The sequence below is a fragment of the Pseudomonas sp. R3-18-08 genome (assembly GCF_003852065.1).
Taxonomy (GTDB): domain Bacteria; phylum Pseudomonadota; class Gammaproteobacteria; order Pseudomonadales; family Pseudomonadaceae; genus Aquipseudomonas.
On the sequence record NZ_CP027729.1, the window covers coordinates 4,286,984 to 4,303,838 of the forward strand.

Genomic DNA, 16,855 nt, shown 5'->3' on the forward strand with positions numbered 1-16,855 from the left:
CAGAGCGTGCCTTGAAACACCTGTTCAAAGCAAGCCCTCCACCGCCTGATCAGCGGAACGTTTCACCCTGGGCGGCTTTCTCCAAGAGCAGCGCCGGCGGCGCAAACCGCTCGCCGTATGAGTCGACCAGATAGCGCGCCCGGGCGATGAAGTCGTTCAGGCCGTACTGGTTGATGAACTGCAACGCGCCGCCACTCCAGGCTGCAAAGCCAATGCCGAAGACCGAGCCGATATTGGCGTCGGCCGTGGACATCAGCACGCCCTCCTCCACGCAACGCACGGTTTCGATGGCTTGGATAAACAGCAAGCGGTCGCGCACGTCCTGGGGCGAAATCTGCTTACCGGGGTGTTCGAACCGCGCCTTGAGCTCTGGCCAAAGGTGCTTCTGGGCGCCTGCTGGATAGTCATAAAAACCGCCACCGGCGGCCTTGCCCGTGCGTTTGTATTCGTTGACCAGCAGGTCGATCACCGCCGTCGCCGGGTGGGCCTTCGGCACCTCGCCTTGGGCTTGCAGGTCCTTGGCGGTTTGCTGTCGGATATGGCTCATGAGGCTGAGGGATACTTCATCCGACACCGCCAGTGGCCCTACCGGCATGCCGGCCTTGCGCGCTTCGGTCTCGATCATCGGCGCGGCCACGCCTTCGCCGAGCATGGCGATGCCTTCGTTGGTGAACGTGGCGAACACCCGCGAGGTGAAAAACCCGCGGCTGTCGTTGACCACAATCGGGGTTTTCTTGATTTGCAGTACGAAGTCAAAACCTCGCGCCAGGGTTTCGTCGCTGGTGTGCGCGCCCTTGATGATTTCCACCAGGGGCATCTTGTCCACCGGGCTGAAGAAATGCAGGCCGATGAATTTGCCTGGGTCCGGCACCGCAGTCGCCAAACCGCTGATGGGCAAGGTCGAGGTATTGGAAGCGATCACGGCGTGCGCCCCGACTACGCGTTGCGCGGCGGACGCTACCCTGGCCTTGAGTTCGCGGTCTTCGAACACCGCTTCGATCACCAGGTCACAGCCGGCCAGGTCGGCGTCATCCTGTGTAGGGCGAATCCGTGCCAAGGTGGCTTCGCGCTGCTCGGCGGTCAATTGCCCACGGCTGACGTTCTTGTCGAGCAACGCGGCCGAATGGGCCTTGCCCTTTTCGGCCGCCGCCAGGTTGACGTCCTTGAGTACCACGTCGATCCCTGCACAGGCGCTGGCATACGCAATGCCCGCCCCCATCATGCCGGCGCCGAGTACGCCGAGCTTGCGCGTCACAAAAGGCACAAAGCCCTGTGGCCGCGAACGCCCGGCGTTGATTTCATTGAGCTGAAACCAGAACGTGCCGATCATGTTTTTCGCCACCTGCCCGGTCACCAGCTCGGTGAAATAGCGGGTTTCGATCAAGTGCGCAGTGTCGAAATCCACTTGAGCGCCTTCCACGGCAGCACAGAGGATTTTCTCCGGCGCAGGGAAACAGCCCTGGGTCTTGCTGCGCAGAATCGACGGTGCGATGGCGAGCATCTGCGCGACTTTCGGGTTCGACGGCGTGCCCCCAGGAATCTGATAGTTCTTATGGTCCCAAGGCTGCCGGGCCTCGGGATGGGCGAGAATCCAGGCGCGGGATTTGGCCAGCAGCTCATCGCGGTCTGCCGCCATTTCATCGATCAGGCCCGCCTGCAATGCCTGCGCCGGCCGCACTTTCTTGCCTTCCAGCAGATACGGCAGGGCTTTTTCCAGGCCCAGCAGGCGCACCATGCGCACCACCCCGCCGCCGCCCGGCAACAGGCCCAGGGTGACTTCGGGCAGGCCGAGCTGCACCGACTTGTCGTCCAGCGCGACCCGGTGATGACAGGCCAGGCAAATCTCCCAGCCACCGCCCAGGGCCGCGCCGTTGATCGCGGCCACCACCGGTTTGCCGAGGGTTTCCAGGCTGCGCAGTTGCGCCTTGAGCACGCCGACGCCGTCATAGAATTGCTTGGCGTGGGCGGTGTCGACCTGGATCAGCTCATTGAGGTCACCGCCGGCAAAAAACGTGTTCTTGGCCGAGGTAATGATCACCCCGGCCAGGTCGGCTTTTTCTGCCTCCAGGCGCGCAATGGTGGCCGCCATGGCCGCACGGTACGTGGCGTTCATGGTGTTGGCGCTTTGGCCGGGCATGTCGAGGGTCAGCACCACGATCTGGTCCTGGCCTTTTTCGTAACGAATCGGGTCGGTCATGACAGTGTCCTTAAGGCTCAGAGGCGTTCGATGATAGTGGCGATGCCCATGCCACCGCCGACGCACAGGGTGGCCAGGCCGTAGCGCTGCCGGCGCACTTCCAGCTCATCGAGCAAGGTGCCGAGGATCGCGCAGCCGGTGGCGCCCAGCGGGTGGCCCAGAGCGATGGAGCCGCCATTGACATTGACCCGGGCGGCGTCGATGCCCATGTCCTTGATGAATTTGAGCACGACCGAAGCGAACGCCTCATTGACCTCGAACAGGTCGATGTCCTCGACGCGTAGGCCGGCCTTGGCCAACGCCTTGCGCGTGGCCGGTGCAGGACCGGTGAGCATGATGGTGGGATCGGTGCTGGTCACCGCCGTGGCGACAATCCGCGCGCGCGGCTGCAAGCCGAGCTCGCGCCCTTTGGCCTCGGAGCCAATCAACATCAAGGCAGCGCCGTCGACAATCCCGGAGCTGTTGCCGGGTGTGTGCACATGCTGGATGCGTTCCACTTGGCTGTAGACCCGTAGCGCAGTGGCGTCGAAGCCCATCTGGCCGATCATTTCGAAACTCGGCTTGAGCTTGCCGAGGCCTTCGAGGGTGGAGTCGCCACGGATAAATTCGTCATGGTCCAGCAACACAATGCCGTTCTGGTCCTGCACCGCGATAAGCGACTTGTTGAAGGAACCGTCTGCTCGTGCCCTGGCGGCTTTCTGTTGGGACTGTAGGGCAAAGGTGTCCACGTCCTGGCGGGTGAAGCCTTCCAGGGTAGCGATCAGGTCGGCTCCAATGCCCTGCGGCGTGAAGTGGCTGTGCAGGTTGGTTTGCGGGTCGAGTACCCAGGCGCCACCGTCGCTGCCCATTGGCACGCGGGACATGGACTCGACGCCGCCAACCACCACCAGCTCCTCAAAGCCGGAGCGCACTTTCATCGCCCCGAGGTTGACGGCCTCCAGGCCCGAGGCGCAGAAGCGGTTGACCTGCACGCCGGCAACGCTGATGTCCCAGTCCGCGACCAGTGCGGCGGTCTTGGCGATATCGGCGCCCTGGTCGCCCACTGGGGTGACGCACCCGAGCACGATGTCATCCACCTGCCGGGTGTCGAGGTCGCTGCGTTGCGCCAGCGCCCTGAGCAAACCGGCGACCAGGTTGACCGGCTTGACGCTGTACAGGGCGCCGTCGGCCTTGCCTTTGCCTCGGGGCGTGCGTATCGCATCAAAGATCAAAGCTTGGGTCATGATGGCCTCGAACCACAGTGGGTGTAGGTCCCTACCTTAAGCCCGATTGACACGGTTTCAATGACGGATGCGCTCATTGCTTTTGACCCCCTCGCTCGGACGAACGGTAGGCAACTACGGGAAACTCCGGGTTAATCGTTTTAGCTGTCTAGCCTAGGGTTTGGCGCCAAGATGGCACTGCGCCTCATGCCGTTTTAAGCGGATAAAGTACTTAGCTGATATGAAATGGATCTATGCGCCGAAGAACGACGGCTCTAAGGTTGAATCTGTAAGAAGCTGCTGCCGGGTTTTGCTGGAGCGGTTGTAAGAAAAGTTTCACGCCAGGTCGCGATACTGGATCAACCGGTACGCATTTGACGTTCAGGAATAACAACAAAAGGCAGTCAGCCATGTTCAAACATTCGAAAGTACGTCAGGCGGGACTTATTCTGTTCGCCACCACACTGATTCTGATCTTGCCCAATTTAACCAAGGTTATCGGGTGACGACTCGACCTACTTATTCCGTGCGCACACAGCATCGGGATTACAGCGTTTGGCAGCACCTGCCGGGGCATTGCGTATAACCGTCCTGTTGCAGGGGCTGTCTTTTTGCGCGCAGATTTGCGCTATCGTAGTTCTTCCGCCACCTCGAAACGGCCTGCCCTTTGAAATCGATCCTCGCCTTGCTTGCGCTGTTGCTGACCCTGCCCGCTTCGGCGGCGCAACTGACCATCGAACTGGACCACGCCAGCAAGACTTGGCAGACGGCGGAGCTACTCAAGCACCCGGATGCGCGAACGGTACAGATCGTCGATGACGTTTCCTACAAGCGCACCATGACCTACCGCGCAGTGCCCTTGGCGAGTCTCCTACCGGGCCTGAAATCTGCGAGCCATGTGCAAGCGGTGGCCCTTGACGGTTTTGCCGCCGAACTCGCCGCCGCGCCACTGTTGGAAAACACCGGCGCTCGCGCCTGGTTGGCGGTGGAAGACCCGGCCCATCCATGGCCTGCGCTGGGAGATGGCAAACCGAGCGCGGGGCCGTTCTACCTGGTGTGGACCGATCCGCAGGCCGGGCATATCAGCCCGGAACAGTGGCCGTTTCAGATATCCAGCATCAAGCAGCTGCAGACGGTCGCCGAGCGTTTTCCGGCGCTGCTGCCTGATCCGCAGTTGGCGGCCAACGATCCGATCAACCAAGGCTTTGCGGTGTTCCAGAAAAATTGCCTGGCCTGCCACCGCCTCAATGGGGCGGGCGATGCGCAGATGGGGCCGGACTTGAATATCCCCTACAGCCCTACCGAGTATTTCGGTGGTGATTTTCTCAAGCGCTACATTCGCGACCCGCAGAGCCTGCGACGTTGGCCGCAGGCGAAGATGCCGGCGTTTGCTGCCGGTGTGCTACCGGACCATGAGCTGGAGCTGCTGGTGGGGTATTTGAAGCATATGGCGGGGCGCAAGCAGCAGCCTTAAGGCTTGCGCAGATCAGAAGTGGGAGGGGGCTTGCTCCCGATGACGGTGGCTCAGTCAATCCTTCAGTGACTGGCACTCAGTCATCGGGAGCAAGCCCCCTCCCACACTGATGTGGGTTGTATTGGAGATTATTGCTGTACGCAAATCACGGGCGTCGGCGCCACGAACACCTTCGCATGCATCTGCTCATGCCCTCCCCCACGGCGCATGCCACGCACCGGGCAGGCATCCAGGTAGTCCAGGCCCACGGCGAGTTTCAGGTGCCGCTCCGGCCGGGCCAATTGGTTGGTCACGTCAAAACTGTACCAGGCGTTATCCAGCCAGGCTTCGGCCCAGGCATGGCTCGCCAGGTGCGTGCTGTCTTCGGTGTACAGATACCCTGATACGTATCGCGCCGGAATCCCCAGGCTGCGCGCACAGGCCAGGAACGCGTGGGTATGGTCCTGGCACACGCCCGCGCGGCCGGCGAAGGCCTCGGCAGCGCAGGTGTCGACGTCCGTGGCGCCCGGCGTGTAGACCATCGATTGGTTCAGCGCCTGCATCAGGTCGATCAGCGCCGTGCGGTCGCGCCGCTGGCGGCAGTGTTGTTGGGCAAAACCGCGCAGGGCTTCGTCGGGCTCGGTCAGGCGCGTGCCGCGCAGGAACGGAAAGGCCGACTGGCTCTCGTGTTCAGCCTCACTCAATTCGTCGATATCTACCTGGCCACGGGCGCCGATGATGATGGCGTCGTGAGGTTCGTCCAGGGTCAGCACATGCAGGATGTTGCCGAATGGGTCGACTTGCGCCCGTACGGGGCGCGGCAGATCGAGCTGCCAGCTCAGCACACGCTGGCGCTCACTGTCGTGGGGCGTCAAGCGCAAATATTGGATGCTGGCGCGCACCTGGTCTTGGTAGTGGTAGGTGGTTTCGTGGCTGATGGAGAGTCTCATGCCGCCTCCAGGTAGGAGCTGTAGATGGCGTCGCCCAACTGGCGGACCAAGGGGATAAAGTCGGTCAGCCAGGCGTGCAGGCCTTCCTCGAGGATTTCATCGATGGCGGTAAAGCGCAGGCGCGCGTCCATCTCGGCAGCCAGGCGCTGGGCCGGGCGACCGTTGAGGCCCGGCAGGCTGGCGAGGATCTGGTCGATCTCTTCGCTGCAAGCCCGTAGCGAGCGCGGAACATCAGCGCGCAGCAGCAACAGTTCGGCGACTTGTCGGGCGCCCGGCGCATCCCGATAGATCTCTGTATAGGCCTCGAACGACGACAATGCCCGCAGCAACGCACTCCATTGATAGTAGGCGTGGGCCGTGCCATCGCTGACCGTTGCAGCCTGATCGCCGGCCATTTCATAACGCGCGTCCAGCAGACGCAGGGTGTTGTCGGCGCGCTCGATGAAGGTGCCCAGGCGGATAAAGCGAAACGCATCGTTACGCATGATGGTGCCGTAGGTGGCGCCGCGGAACAGGTGCGAGCGCTCCTTGACCCATTCGCAAAACCGGCTCATGCCGTAGCGGCTCAAGCCTTGTTGGGCGATATCGCGAATATCCAGCCAGGTAGCGTTGATGTTTTCCCACATGTCGGCGGTAATTCGCCCACGTACTGCATGGGCGCTGGCCCGTGCGGCGCCAAGACAGCTGTAGATGCTGGCCGGGTTGGCAGCGTCCAGGGCGAAAAAGTGCAGCAGGCGTTCGGCATGCAGTTCACCGTGGCGCTCGTGGTAATCCTCCAGGGTGCCGGTGATCAACAGCGGCATGGCCAATTCGTGCAGACCATCGCCACGCCCGTCCTGAGGCATCAGCGACAGCGAATAACTGACATCGAGCATGCGCGCGAGGTTTTCCGCGCGCTCCAGGTAGCGCGACATCCAATACAAATCCGAGGCAGTTCTACTCAACATGTGTCAATCCTCGACCACCCAGGTGTCTTTGGTGCCGCCGCCCTGGGACGAGTTGACCACCAGCGAACCTTCGCGCAGCGCCACCCGGGTCAGGCCTCCGGGGACCACGCGGGTTTCCTTTCCCGACAGCACGAACGGGCGCAGGTCGATATGCCGCGGGGCAATGCCGTTTTCGACGAACGTCGGGCAGGTGGACAAACACAGGGTTGGCTGGGCGATGTAGGCGTGGGGCTTGGCTTTGATGCGTGCGCGGAAGGCTTCGATTTCCGCCGCCGTGGACGCCGGGCCCACCAGCATGCCGTAGCCGCCGGAGCCTTGGGTTTCCTTGACCACCAACTCGGGCAGGTTGGCCAGTACGTGGGACAATTCATCGGGCTTACGGCATTGAAACGTCGGAACGTTCTGCAGGATCGGTTCTTCATCCAGGTAAAAACGGATCATCTCGGTAACGAATGGGTACACAGACTTGTCATCCGCCACCCCGGTGCCAATGGCATTGGCCAGCACGACGTTGCCCGAGCGGTAGGCGGCAAGCAGGCCCGGTACGCCGAGCATCGAAGCCGGATTGAAAGCCAGCGGGTCGAGAAACGCGTCGTCGAGACGGCGATAAATCACGTCCACCGCTTTGGGGCCGTCGGTGGTGCGCATGAACACGCGGTCATCACGCACGAACAAATCGGCGCCTTCCACCAACTCCACGCCCATTTCCCGGGCGAGGAAGGCATGTTCAAAGAACGCACTGTTGAAACGCCCAGGGGTCAGCACTACCACGCTGGGGTTATCCAGGGGGCTGGAACTCTTCAGGGTGTCGAGCAACAGGTTAGGGTAATGGTCAATCGGCGCGATACGCTGGGCCGCGAACAGCTCGGGAAACAGGCGCATCATCATCTTGCGGTCTTCAAGCATGTAGCTGACGCCGCTCGGCGTACGCAAGTTGTCCTCCAGCACGTAGTAAGTGCCGTCGCCATCGCGTACGAGGTCTACCCCGGAAACGTGGGAATACAGATCACGGTGCAGGTCCAGGCCCTGCATTGCCAACTGGTATTGCTCGTTGGCCAGTACCTGTTCGGCGGGGATGATCCCGGCCTTGATGATGCGTTGTTCGTGGTAAAGGTCGGCGAGGAACATGTTCAACGCCTTGACCCGCTGGATACAGCCGCGCTCGACCATTTGCCATTCGCTCGCCGGGATGCTGCGGGGGATGGTGTCGAAGGGGATCAAGCGCTCCGTCCCTTGCTCGTCGCCATACAGCGTGAAGGTGATCCCGGCACGGTGGAACAGCAAGTCGGCCTCGCGTCGACGCTGGGCCAGCAGTTCGGCAGGCGTGTCGGCCAGCCAACGGGCGAACTCGCGGTAATGGGGACGAACCTGCCCTGCCCCATCGTACATTTCATCGTAATAAGTGCGGATCATGCCGTACTCCTTGTCACCCGGACGACAGACCCTTCGCAAGGCCCGTGCCAGCGGCATAAACACTTTCAAATCAAAGGATTGGATAAACCCCGAATTCCCCTCGCACCGTCCTGGTGCGCGAAATGACAGCAGCCCTGCCACACGCCTCATCGCAATGCGGCGTTGGACTATCAACAGCATAGTCAGCGTTGATTTCATTGCCCGCGCACTTCTGCGGATAATCGCGCTCATCAGTTGAACAGGACATGTCCTACAGCTAGACCCTTTGCGCAACCAGTAACGTGCCGGCTCGTGTGATCGGCTCCTCGATCTTCCCCTTCAGCCACCCTTTCGGGTGGCTTTTTTTTGCGTGCAGGAAAGTGCAAATTCCAGACATTTTTACCGAGCCCAAACAAAAACGGCCGACCCAAAGGTCAGCCGATACGCTGTGTTGCTCATAAACGCTACATGGGTAACCCACGCACCTCCTGCTTGACGCCCCAGCCTTTGATAATTCCGCCCAACGGCTCTACCACCGCCTCAAAGTCCTGCTCGAAGTCTCCTATGCCGTCGTACGTTGCAGACATGATTTTGCTCAGTTCCAGGTACCAGGCACCGTCGTCGCGGGCGCTGACCTGGGCGTTCAGGGATTCTCCGCGAAATCGACCCGCAGCCCTGCGCGCCCGTTCTTCATCCGGGAAAATCGCGTAGAACTCGATGGGGTGAAAACGTGAAAAGTCAAAGCCGCCTTCTTTCATGCGGCGCAGAACGTTGGTGCTGATGTCTTCTTGATAGGCTGTGCTCATGAAACGTCCTCCTCAGACTGATGGATAGACTTTCCGTGCTTCCTGAAACCCGCGCGCTGCTGGCGCGGGCACCACGGCGATAACGACACCGCAGGAAAACAAGCATGTAGCTGACAAGACCAGACCTTAGCGATTCATTCGCTGATCTCGATTGCAGAGTAACGCGAAGCTATCACCTCTACCAGAGGTGCATGGATCGCTTACAGGGAATATTCAGGCGCAGGGTTCGACCTTGAGGTCTTTGATACCATTTTGATCGTGCAAGCTCTTGACCGTGGGATCAGGGACACGATCGGCAAGATCGTTGAGGTCCAACTTTTCCAATACCGGCGACACACGCACGCGCACCAGCTGTGCAGCTTCTTCCAGCGTCGGCTCATGATCGCAGTCAAACTGCTCGACTACCGGTTCGCCACGGTCATTGATGAAAGAAATGTTCCACTTCGGCATCGGTGCCTCCTCGATAAAACCCATGTGTGGGCTCACATCTATCTGGACCTTGAGGCTTCACCAAACGTTCCACTCAAGGCAGGAGGCACCGGATCGGCCGCGTTTACTTCTCGGCGTGTTCTTTCAACGCTTTGAGCGTGTTGAACGGTGCGTCCACCACGAACTTGTTGGCCAACCACGACGGCACGCTGCCGCCTGGCTCGGTGTGCACCTGGTAGGTCACTTCAGTCTCGTTGGCGCCTTTGGGCACCAGCTTCCAGAAACCTTCCACCTGGGCGACCCGGACATAGCCTTTTTCTTCCGGCTTGTACGTCGGCACCCCTTGCAACGTTCGGGTAACGCTACCGTCAGCGGCCTTGGTGGTGGTGACATGGATATACGAGTCACGGTCCGTCACAGGGAACGGTGCCTTGAACTGGGTGTAGGTCCAGGCCTCATCGCCTTTCTTGTCGACCAGCTTCTGGGATTTGCACTCATGGATCCACGCGCAAGCGCCGGCGACATCTTCCTGCAGGGCCTGGATCTTCGCCACGGGCGCTTTGATCAGAGCCACACCGCGATACGCCTTGTACTTGGAGCCGGCCACTTCGCTCAGGGACACCTTGATGCCGTCCTCATTCTTGGCGTCTTGCCAATCCTCAGCCTGGGCAGCGCCAGCGAACATCATCGTAAAACCGCATACCACAGCCATTCGTTTCAGCGAACCCATCGTTGTATTCCTTGTTGTTGAAGTTCCGATAGTAAAGCCCATCAAGCCGCCGTCATCTGCTCCCACCAACCGATCAGGCGGATCGCGTCGGCCTGGTCGTTGCCGCAGACCTCGATATCTGCCTTGAAATCACTGCACACCGCTGGCCGCTCCGCTTGGCCGAACAGTTGGCATAGCTGTTCGACCGACAAGTGCAGGCAGCGTTCGCCCGCAGGCTTGCCGTGGGGCATTCCCGGTAGGGGCGAACTGATGGAGGGGGCGATGCAGCAAGCGCCACAGCCTTCACGGCATTTCATGACCAACAGGTCCTCGACGACTCAATGGGATGGCCGGGCTAGAGTACGCCCTTAAACAGCCGTTTTAAAATGGTCCAACAGGGGCTTTTCGTACAAAACATAGGTGACCGACCAGTCTACGACCGGTGGTCAGTGGCGCGGCTCACTGATGCTCGGGGGTTTATTGCTTGAATTCAAAATCCAGCGCAGCACCTTCCACGTCACGTCGTTCTTCGTTGCGCAACTGCAGCTTCATCTCGTTGCTGAGCAAGCGGCCGTTGATCTGGAACGCGCTGTTGTCGGACGGTTTTTCACTGAACATCGGCGGCAATAACGGCACGCTCTTAGGTTTGGGCATGGTGCCGATGGGTTGCAACAGCCTGACCATGTCCGAGGGAAGGGACAGGTCCAACTGTGCCGGTGGCAGCTTGGTCTGGGCGACTTCGTGGGCAGACTTGGACTTGCTCGCAATCGGTGCGCGCTTCTTTACTTTGGCGGTTTTTTTCTTCGCCTGCGCTGCCGGCTTTTTCGCAGCGGCCTTCTGTTCGGCGCTTGCAGCAGGCTTGGCGTCTGTCACAGGCGCGGCCGCCAGCGCAGTGCCGACGTTGCATAGACTTATCAAGCCAACCATCCAGACAGCGCGAAAAATAGAGGTCATATCGCCACAGCATTAACGGCAGAAGGCCATATGCTCGCTTGTTGTGCGTGGCATGACAAGCACGGAGATCAATGTTGTCCCCCATTATGCCCTTCAAAGGCCCGCTGCCGTCTCCTGGCATAACTGGCTGGCAAGCATCCCCAGGGTCATCAGCGCACGCTCTGCCTCTCGATTCCACGGGGTGCCGCAATTGAGACGGATACAGTGGTTGAACTGTTCCGTATTACTGAAGATCAGCCCCGGCGCGATACTGATGCCCTGTTGCAGGGCACGCACATGCAGTTCCTGGGTATTGACCCGTCCGGGCAAACTGACCCACAAAATGAAGCCGCCGGTCGGACGGGTCATCTGGGTGCCTTCGGGGAAATATTGCTGCACCGCCAGCTGGAAAGCGCTGAGGTTTTTGCGGTATTCCTGGCGAATGTAACGCAGGTGCCGGTCGTAACCACCGTTCTCCAGGTACGCCGCAACGCCCATCTGTGTGACGCTGCACGCGGAGTGGGTGCTGAACATCTGCAAACGCTGGATTTCCTGCTGGTACTTACCGGCGATCATCCAGCCGATGCGCACGCCGGGGGATAAGGTCTTGGAAAAACTCGAGCAGTAGATGACCCGGTCAAGACGGTCATAGGCTTTCAGGGCCTTGGTGCGGCCCAGCTCGAACATTAACTCGCCGTAGATATCATCCTCGACAATTTGAATATCGAAATCCGAAGCCAGGCGCAGCAACTGTTTCTGCCGCTCTTCAGGCATCGTGCCGCCCAAGGGGTTGCTCAGGCGCGTGGTCAATACCAGCGCCTTGATCGACCACTGGTTGGCGGCCAGTTGCAGGGCCTCCAGGCTCATGCCGGTGGCCGGGTCGCTGGGAATCTCGATGACCTTGAGGCCGAGCAGGTCGGCCAGCTGCAGCAAGCCGTAGTAGGTCGGAGACTCAGCGGCAATCAGGTCGCCGGGGCGCGTCAGTACGCGCAGCGACATTTGCAACGCATCCACGCAGCCGTGGGTAATCACCACTTCGGACGGGTCCACCACCACGCCGGCATCGCGCATGCGAATTGCCACCTGGCGGCGCAGCGGTTCGAAACCGGGGCTGAACATGTAACTGAATGCACGCGGGCTCTGGAAGCGCGTGACCTTGGCCAATTGCTGGTGCAACGCCCGTACCGGCAGGTAATCCACGCTCGGCACCGCCGCGCCCAACGGGAATACGCCTTCACGGCGCGACTCGACCAGCACTTGCTGGATGATGCTGCTGCGGGTGACCAACCCTGGGCGTTCAACCCGCGCGATGTCCGGCGTTGGCGCCGTGAGTGCCGGCGTCTGGTGCACGTAATAGCCCGACTGCGGCCGCGCCCGGATCAGCCCCTGGTCTTCCAGGTTGGCGTAGGCCTGCAGCACGGTGGCATGGCTCACGTTGAGCTGGGAGCTCATCTTGCGCACCGAAGGCACACGCTCCCCCGGCTGATAAACACCACGCCGAATATCCTCAGCCAGTTGCTGGGCGATACGTTGGTAGAGCAACAGATTGGTCATGACGCAGCACTCGATTTCACGGGTATTTTATTTTTGTGTGAAACATACCGGCACAGTTTAGAAGTGTACGGGGACAGTTGCCACAATAGTCGAGCGCGGGAAGGAGTGACAGAAAAAACTGTAGGAGTCGTGAATAGAATTTTCAGGTGTATACAGAAAAATGTGGGAGGGGGCTTGCTCCCGATGGCGGTGGTTCAGTCAACACTTCAGTGACTGACACTCTGCCATCGGGAGCAAGCCCCCTCCCACATTTTGAGTTGCGCCAGACTTCAGCGAGCGGCGCCGAGTTGGCCTTTTTCGTCGGAGAACACAATTTCCACGCGACGGTTCTGCGCGCGGCCACGTTCGGACGCATTGGCCTCCACGGGGTATTTGTCACCATACCCTTCGACCTGAATGCGTTTTTCGTCGATACCCAGGTCAATCAGCACATCTGCCACCGATTGAGCGCGGTCATGGGACAGGTTCAGGTTGTCGTGCTCGCCCCCGGTGTTGTCGGTGTAGCCCTCGATGCGCACCGTGCGCCTGGGGTTCAGTTGCAGGAACTGCACGATCTTCAACACCGTGCGGTTGGCCGAGTTCTGCAACTCGGCTTCGCCGGTATCGAACAGTACGTCGCCCAGGGTCATCACCAGGCCACGGTCGGTCTGGGTGGTCAGGCTGGCGATTTGCTGTTCGACCCACTTGCCCTGCTGTTGCACGCTGGCCAGCTTGCTCTCACGCAAGGCCAGTTGCAGGCGTTGGCGCTCCAACTCGAGTTTGGCCAGGCGCTCGGCGTTAAGTCCCTGCTCGGTGTGCTCATGGGCAATGGCACTGTAGCGTTGGCTCAGGTAAGCGTAATGCACCACGTCGGCGCCGCTGCCCCAGTAGCTGGACAGGCGATCGGCACGCGCCAGGGACTCACCGGCGCGGATCACATCCTTGGGCGCGAAACGCAATACATTGGCGTCTTCCTTGACCCGCTGAAAGTCACTGCTTGCCTGTTGCAATGCCTGCTCGCCAGTGGGCTGGCTGGCGCAACCGCCCAACGCTACGCTGCTCAGCAGCAGTACAGTGCTCAAACCACGCATCGTCGGGCTCATTGGGCTTCTCCCAGCTGCAACTGCTTGCGCAGGCGGGCGATGCGGGTGTTGACCACGTTCAATTGCTCCTGGCTCTTGCCGGTCAGCACCTTGGCCTCGGCCAGGCGCGCATCCAGCTCAGCCTGTTCGGCCCGCATGCGCGCGTGTTTGTAGGACTGGTCGGCCATGTCGGCCTTGGCTCTGGCAAATTTGTCTTCGGCTTGTTTCAGCTCGGTCGATTCATCGGCATTGGCGCCGACCGCGCTGGCTTGCTCCAGGGCTTGCTGGGTCAGGCGCATTTGTTCGGTCGGCGCAGGATCGGTGGCGCATCCCGCCAGGACGACAACGGCGAGGGCCGCGAAAAGAGGTCGAAGAGTCACTGAAAATCCCTACTTTGTTGGGGTGCCGACGGCTTGTTGCAATTGCGCCTTCCAGCGCTCGAGATTGCGCTGCAACGCGGTTTCCGCCACACCGGACGCGGGCAATTCTGTCATCTTTTTGGCCAGCTGTCCGCGCAGCCACGGATCATTGCAGGCGGAATTGTGGGAAATCGCCAGGTACAGGCCGGGCTGATCGATCGGTATGTCGCGCGCCACCAGGTCATCGCTCATGCCCAGAGTCTGGGCCATGGCCATGCCGGAGTAGCGGCTGGCGAGCACGTAGTCCACCTCCCCCAGCAACAGTTTCTGGAACGCCGGCGTCAGGCCAGGCAGACGCTGCAGGATCAATTGCTGGCTGGCAAGGGTTTCGAACCCGGCACTCAAGCGTGCGCGCTCCGATACGGCCCCTTTGTGGCCCTGCAAGTCGGCAGCGGTGCTATAGACCAAAGACGAGTCCTTGCGCGTCCAGACCAGGTAATCGATCTGCATCAAGGCCGGGTGTATGTAGTCGAGGGTTTGCAACTCGCCAAGGTTCAACGGCGCATCGGCGAGCATATCCATGCGGCCGCTGCGCACTTCATCCAGGGCCAGGGAGCGCTTGCCGCCGTAAAGCAGGTCGATTTTCAGGCCGAGGTCCGTGGCCACCTGTTGCAACACATCGGCGGTGGCGCCGATCAGGTGGGTCGGGTCCTGCGGGTCGCGCCACAGCAAGGGCGGTGCATCCGGGCTGCCGGTGATCACCAGGCGCTCGCATTTGCCCGCCGCCAGCGACAACGTCGGCAGCAGCACAAGGCCCAGCAGGATCAAAGGACGCAATTGCATGGCGAGGTGCTCCCACACGTCAAAAAAAAACCCGGTCACAAGACCGGGCTCTTTATAAGTGAAGCGACTGGATTAGACCAGCTTCTCCAACTCGGGGATGGCTTCGAACAAGTCCGCCACCAGGCCGTAATCAGCCACCTGGAAGATCGGTGCTTCTTCGTCCTTGTTGATCGCAACGATCACCTTGGAGTCTTTCATACCGGCCAAATGCTGGATCGCGCCGGAGATACCGACAGCGATGTACAGCTGGGGTGCCACGATCTTGCCGGTCTGGCCGACCTGCATGTCGTTGGGTACGAAACCTGCGTCGACGGCCGCGCGCGAGGCGCCGACCGCTGCGCCAAGCTTGTCGGCCAGGGCATACAGGTGCTTGAAGTTGTCACCGTTCTGCATGCCACGACCGCCGGAAACGACGATCTTGGCAGCCGTCAGCTCTGGGCGATCCGACTTGGCCAGCTCTTCGCCGACAAAGCTGGAAGTGCCAGCGTCGTGGGCTGCGGCAACCGCTTCAACCGATGCCGAACCACCTTCAGCGGCAACCGGATCGAAACCGGTAGCACGTACGGTGATGACTTTGACCGCAGCGTTGGACTGTACGGTAGCGATAGCGTTACCGGCGTAGATCGGGCGCTTGAAGGTGTCGGCGCTCTCAACCGAGATGATCTCGGAGATCTGGTCAACGTCCAGCTGCGCGGCAACGCGTGGCAGGATGTTTTTGCCGTTGGACGTGGCGGCGGCCAGGATGTGGCTGTAGCCCTTGCCAAGCTCTGCAACCAGCGGCGCAACGTTTTCCGGCAACTGATGTGCGTAGGCAGCGTTGTCAGCGTTGAGCACTTTGCTCACGCCAGCGATTTTCGCGGCCGCCTCGGCGACTGGACCTGCGCCTTGGCCTGCTACCAATACGTGGATGTCGCCACCGATTTTAACGGCTGCGGCCACGGTGTTCAGGGTGGCCGGAGCCAGCACCTTGTTGTCGTGTTCAGCGATTACCAAGATAGTCATAGTCAGATTACCTTCGCTTCGTTTTTCAGTTTCTCGACCAGTTCAGCCACCGACTTGACCTTGATGCCCGCGCTGCGTGCAGCCGGTGCTTCAACCTTGATGGTCTTGTTGGTGGAGGCGGTGGAAACGCCCAAAGCGTCTGGAGTCAGCACTTCAAGCGGCTTCTTCTTGGCTTTCATGATGTTTGGCAAGGACGCATAGCGCGGCTCGTTCAAACGCAAGTCGGTGGTGACGATGGCCGGCAGGTTCAGGGAAACTGTCTGCGCGCCGCCGTCGATTTCACGGGTCACGGCAACCTTGTCGCCACTCACTTCCACTTTGGAAGCGAAGGTGCCCTGGCCGTAACCGGTCAGTGCAGCCAGCATCTGGCCGGTCTGGTTGTTGTCGCTGTCGATCGCTTGTTTGCCAAGGATCACCAACTGAGGCTGTTCCTTGTCGACAACGGCCTTGAGCAACTTGGCCACGGCCAGGGAGGTCAGCTCTTCAGCGGACTCGACCAGGATGGCACGGTCGGCGCCCAGTGCCAGGGCGGTACGCAACTGTTCCTGGGCAGTGGTCGGGCCGATGGAAACCACGACGATCTCAGTCGCCACGCCTTTCTCTTTCAGGCGTACGGCTTCTTCCACGGCGATTTCACAGAATGGGTTCATCGACATCTTGACGTTAGCCAGGTCGACGCCGGAATTGTCCGCCTTGACGCGAACTTTCACGTTGTAATCGACAACGCGTTTGACAGCTACAAGAACCTTCATGGATTCCTCGTTACTCTCCGGTGAAAAGAAAGTCGCCTAGGCAAGCCTGGCGGTTGATGCTCATCGGCACACAAGGGCACCTCCAAAAACGTCAGCGGATGACTCGGCGATGGGAAAAATGATGACCGTTCGTCAGGGGTGACTGAGAAGTCATTCTTTATCGCAGTGTGTAAACTGCGCGCCAGCATATGGCGCGCGTCACCTGTCTTGCTTTTGGACGTGCTCTTGAAACCTGCAGTCTGCCTACGGTAAGCGCAAAACCGACC

The 16,855-nt window shown here is 60.4% G+C and carries 17 protein-coding genes; 1 reads left to right on the forward strand and 16 read right to left on the reverse strand.

Translation table 11 applies throughout. The features are described 5' to 3' along the window. Nucleotides 1–49: 49 nt before the first annotated feature. Together C4J92_RS19585 and C4J92_RS19590 are read right to left on the reverse strand one after the other, a co-directional pair. Nucleotides 50–2,197: a 3-hydroxyacyl-CoA dehydrogenase NAD-binding domain-containing protein gene (locus C4J92_RS19585; RefSeq protein WP_124404987.1), complete on the reverse strand. Its 2,148-nt coding sequence runs from the start codon at nucleotides 2,195–2,197 to the stop codon at nucleotides 50–52. A gap of 17 nt (nucleotides 2,198–2,214) precedes the next feature. Then, the gene (locus C4J92_RS19590) at nucleotides 2,215–3,420 is read right to left on the reverse strand and encodes an acetyl-CoA C-acetyltransferase (protein ID WP_124404988.1); all 1,206 of its coding nucleotides are present in this window, start codon (nucleotides 3,418–3,420) and stop codon (nucleotides 2,215–2,217) included. Nucleotides 3,421–4,066: 646 nt separating this feature from the next. Between C4J92_RS19590 and C4J92_RS19595 the strand changes: the two genes are divergently transcribed. Then, nucleotides 4,067–4,873, forward strand: coding sequence for a cytochrome c (locus C4J92_RS19595; RefSeq protein WP_124404989.1), 807 nt, complete (start codon nucleotides 4,067–4,069; stop codon nucleotides 4,871–4,873). A 128-nt stretch (nucleotides 4,874–5,001) separates the two neighbouring features. On the opposite strand, the gene C4J92_RS19600 is transcribed toward C4J92_RS19595, so the two are convergent. The 14 genes from C4J92_RS19600 to C4J92_RS19665 form a co-directional block, all read right to left on the reverse strand. Further along, a complete protein-coding gene (locus C4J92_RS19600; protein WP_124404990.1) occupies nucleotides 5,002–5,802 on the reverse strand; it encodes a transglutaminase family protein in 801 nt (266 codons plus the stop codon). Next, nucleotides 5,799–6,749: an alpha-E domain-containing protein gene (locus C4J92_RS19605; RefSeq protein ID WP_124363975.1), complete on the reverse strand. Its 951-nt coding sequence runs from the start codon at nucleotides 6,747–6,749 to the stop codon at nucleotides 5,799–5,801. The genes C4J92_RS19600 and C4J92_RS19605 overlap by 4 nt, the downstream gene beginning before the upstream one ends. Nucleotides 6,750–6,752: 3 nt before the next feature. Next, the gene (locus tag C4J92_RS19610; RefSeq protein WP_124404991.1) at nucleotides 6,753–8,162 is read right to left on the reverse strand and encodes a circularly permuted type 2 ATP-grasp protein; all 1,410 of its coding nucleotides are present in this window, start codon (nucleotides 8,160–8,162) and stop codon (nucleotides 6,753–6,755) included. A 443-nt stretch (nucleotides 8,163–8,605) separates the two neighbouring features. Next, nucleotides 8,606–8,947, reverse strand: coding sequence for a ribonuclease E inhibitor RraB (locus C4J92_RS19615; protein WP_124404992.1), 342 nt, complete (start codon nucleotides 8,945–8,947; stop codon nucleotides 8,606–8,608). Nucleotides 8,948–9,160: 213 nt separating this feature from the next. Further along, a complete protein-coding gene (locus tag C4J92_RS19620; RefSeq protein WP_124363977.1) occupies nucleotides 9,161–9,421 on the reverse strand; it encodes a hypothetical protein in 261 nt (86 codons plus the stop codon). 79 nt (nucleotides 9,422–9,500) lie between these two features. Then, entirely contained in the window at nucleotides 9,501–10,106 is a 606-nt protein-coding gene (locus C4J92_RS19625) for an START domain-containing protein (RefSeq protein ID WP_124404993.1), read from the reverse strand. A gap of 41 nt (nucleotides 10,107–10,147) precedes the next feature. Beyond that, entirely contained in the window at nucleotides 10,148–10,402 is a 255-nt protein-coding gene (locus C4J92_RS19630) for a YkgJ family cysteine cluster protein (RefSeq protein WP_124404994.1), read from the reverse strand. A 160-nt stretch (nucleotides 10,403–10,562) separates the two neighbouring features. After that, nucleotides 10,563–11,039, reverse strand: coding sequence for a translation initiation factor 2 (locus C4J92_RS19635; RefSeq protein WP_124404995.1), 477 nt, complete (start codon nucleotides 11,037–11,039; stop codon nucleotides 10,563–10,565). A gap of 93 nt (nucleotides 11,040–11,132) precedes the next feature. Further along, nucleotides 11,133–12,572: a PLP-dependent aminotransferase family protein gene (locus C4J92_RS19640; RefSeq protein WP_124363981.1), complete on the reverse strand. Its 1,440-nt coding sequence runs from the start codon at nucleotides 12,570–12,572 to the stop codon at nucleotides 11,133–11,135. A 269-nt stretch (nucleotides 12,573–12,841) separates the two neighbouring features. Further along, nucleotides 12,842–13,654: an OmpA family protein gene (locus tag C4J92_RS19645; protein WP_124404996.1), complete on the reverse strand. Its 813-nt coding sequence runs from the start codon at nucleotides 13,652–13,654 to the stop codon at nucleotides 12,842–12,844. Beyond that, on the reverse strand, nucleotides 13,651–14,013 hold the full coding sequence (locus tag C4J92_RS19650) for a DUF4398 domain-containing protein (RefSeq protein ID WP_124404997.1): 363 nt from the start codon (nucleotides 14,011–14,013) through the stop codon (nucleotides 13,651–13,653). Before C4J92_RS19650 ends, C4J92_RS19645 begins: the two co-directional genes overlap by 4 nt. A 9-nt stretch (nucleotides 14,014–14,022) precedes the next feature. Next, entirely contained in the window at nucleotides 14,023–14,835 is an 813-nt protein-coding gene (locus C4J92_RS19655; protein ID WP_124404998.1) for an ABC transporter substrate-binding protein, read from the reverse strand. A 72-nt stretch (nucleotides 14,836–14,907) separates the two neighbouring features. Further along, nucleotides 14,908–15,837, reverse strand: coding sequence for an electron transfer flavoprotein subunit alpha/FixB family protein (locus C4J92_RS19660; RefSeq protein ID WP_124404999.1), 930 nt, complete (start codon nucleotides 15,835–15,837; stop codon nucleotides 14,908–14,910). Between the two features lie 2 nt (nucleotides 15,838–15,839). Then, nucleotides 15,840–16,589, reverse strand: coding sequence for an electron transfer flavoprotein subunit beta/FixA family protein (locus C4J92_RS19665; RefSeq protein ID WP_124368003.1), 750 nt, complete (start codon nucleotides 16,587–16,589; stop codon nucleotides 15,840–15,842). Nucleotides 16,590–16,855: the final 266 nt, after the last annotated feature.

Coding starts and splice junctions, on each gene's coding strand:
- C4J92_RS19635 (WP_124404995.1), bottom strand. CDS start 11,039: ATGACCTCTATTTTTCGCGCTGTCTGGATGGTTGGCTTGATAAGTCTA.
- C4J92_RS19615 (WP_124404992.1), bottom strand. CDS start 8,947: ATGAGCACAGCCTATCAAGAAGACATCAGCACCAACGTTCTGCGCCGC.
- C4J92_RS19640 (WP_124363981.1), bottom strand. CDS start 12,572: ATGACCAATCTGTTGCTCTACCAACGTATCGCCCAGCAACTGGCTGAG.
- C4J92_RS19660 (WP_124404999.1), bottom strand. CDS start 15,837: ATGACTATCTTGGTAATCGCTGAACACGACAACAAGGTGCTGGCTCCG.
- C4J92_RS19655 (WP_124404998.1), bottom strand. CDS start 14,835: ATGCAATTGCGTCCTTTGATCCTGCTGGGCCTTGTGCTGCTGCCGACG.
- C4J92_RS19625 (WP_124404993.1), bottom strand. CDS start 10,106: ATGGGTTCGCTGAAACGAATGGCTGTGGTATGCGGTTTTACGATGATG.
- C4J92_RS19630 (WP_124404994.1), bottom strand. CDS start 10,402: ATGAAATGCCGTGAAGGCTGTGGCGCTTGCTGCATCGCCCCCTCCATC.
- C4J92_RS19620 (WP_124363977.1), bottom strand. CDS start 9,421: ATGGGTTTTATCGAGGAGGCACCGATGCCGAAGTGGAACATTTCTTTC.
- C4J92_RS19590 (WP_124404988.1), bottom strand. CDS start 3,420: ATGACCCAAGCTTTGATCTTTGATGCGATACGCACGCCCCGAGGCAAA.
- C4J92_RS19610 (WP_124404991.1), bottom strand. CDS start 8,162: ATGATCCGCACTTATTACGATGAAATGTACGATGGGGCAGGGCAGGTT.
- C4J92_RS19605 (WP_124363975.1), bottom strand. CDS start 6,749: ATGTTGAGTAGAACTGCCTCGGATTTGTATTGGATGTCGCGCTACCTG.
- C4J92_RS19585 (WP_124404987.1), bottom strand. CDS start 2,197: ATGACCGACCCGATTCGTTACGAAAAAGGCCAGGACCAGATCGTGGTG.
- C4J92_RS19665 (WP_124368003.1), bottom strand. CDS start 16,589: ATGAAGGTTCTTGTAGCTGTCAAACGCGTTGTCGATTACAACGTGAAA.
- C4J92_RS19600 (WP_124404990.1), bottom strand. CDS start 5,802: ATGAGACTCTCCATCAGCCACGAAACCACCTACCACTACCAAGACCAG.
- C4J92_RS19645 (WP_124404996.1), bottom strand. CDS start 13,654: ATGAGCCCGACGATGCGTGGTTTGAGCACTGTACTGCTGCTGAGCAGC.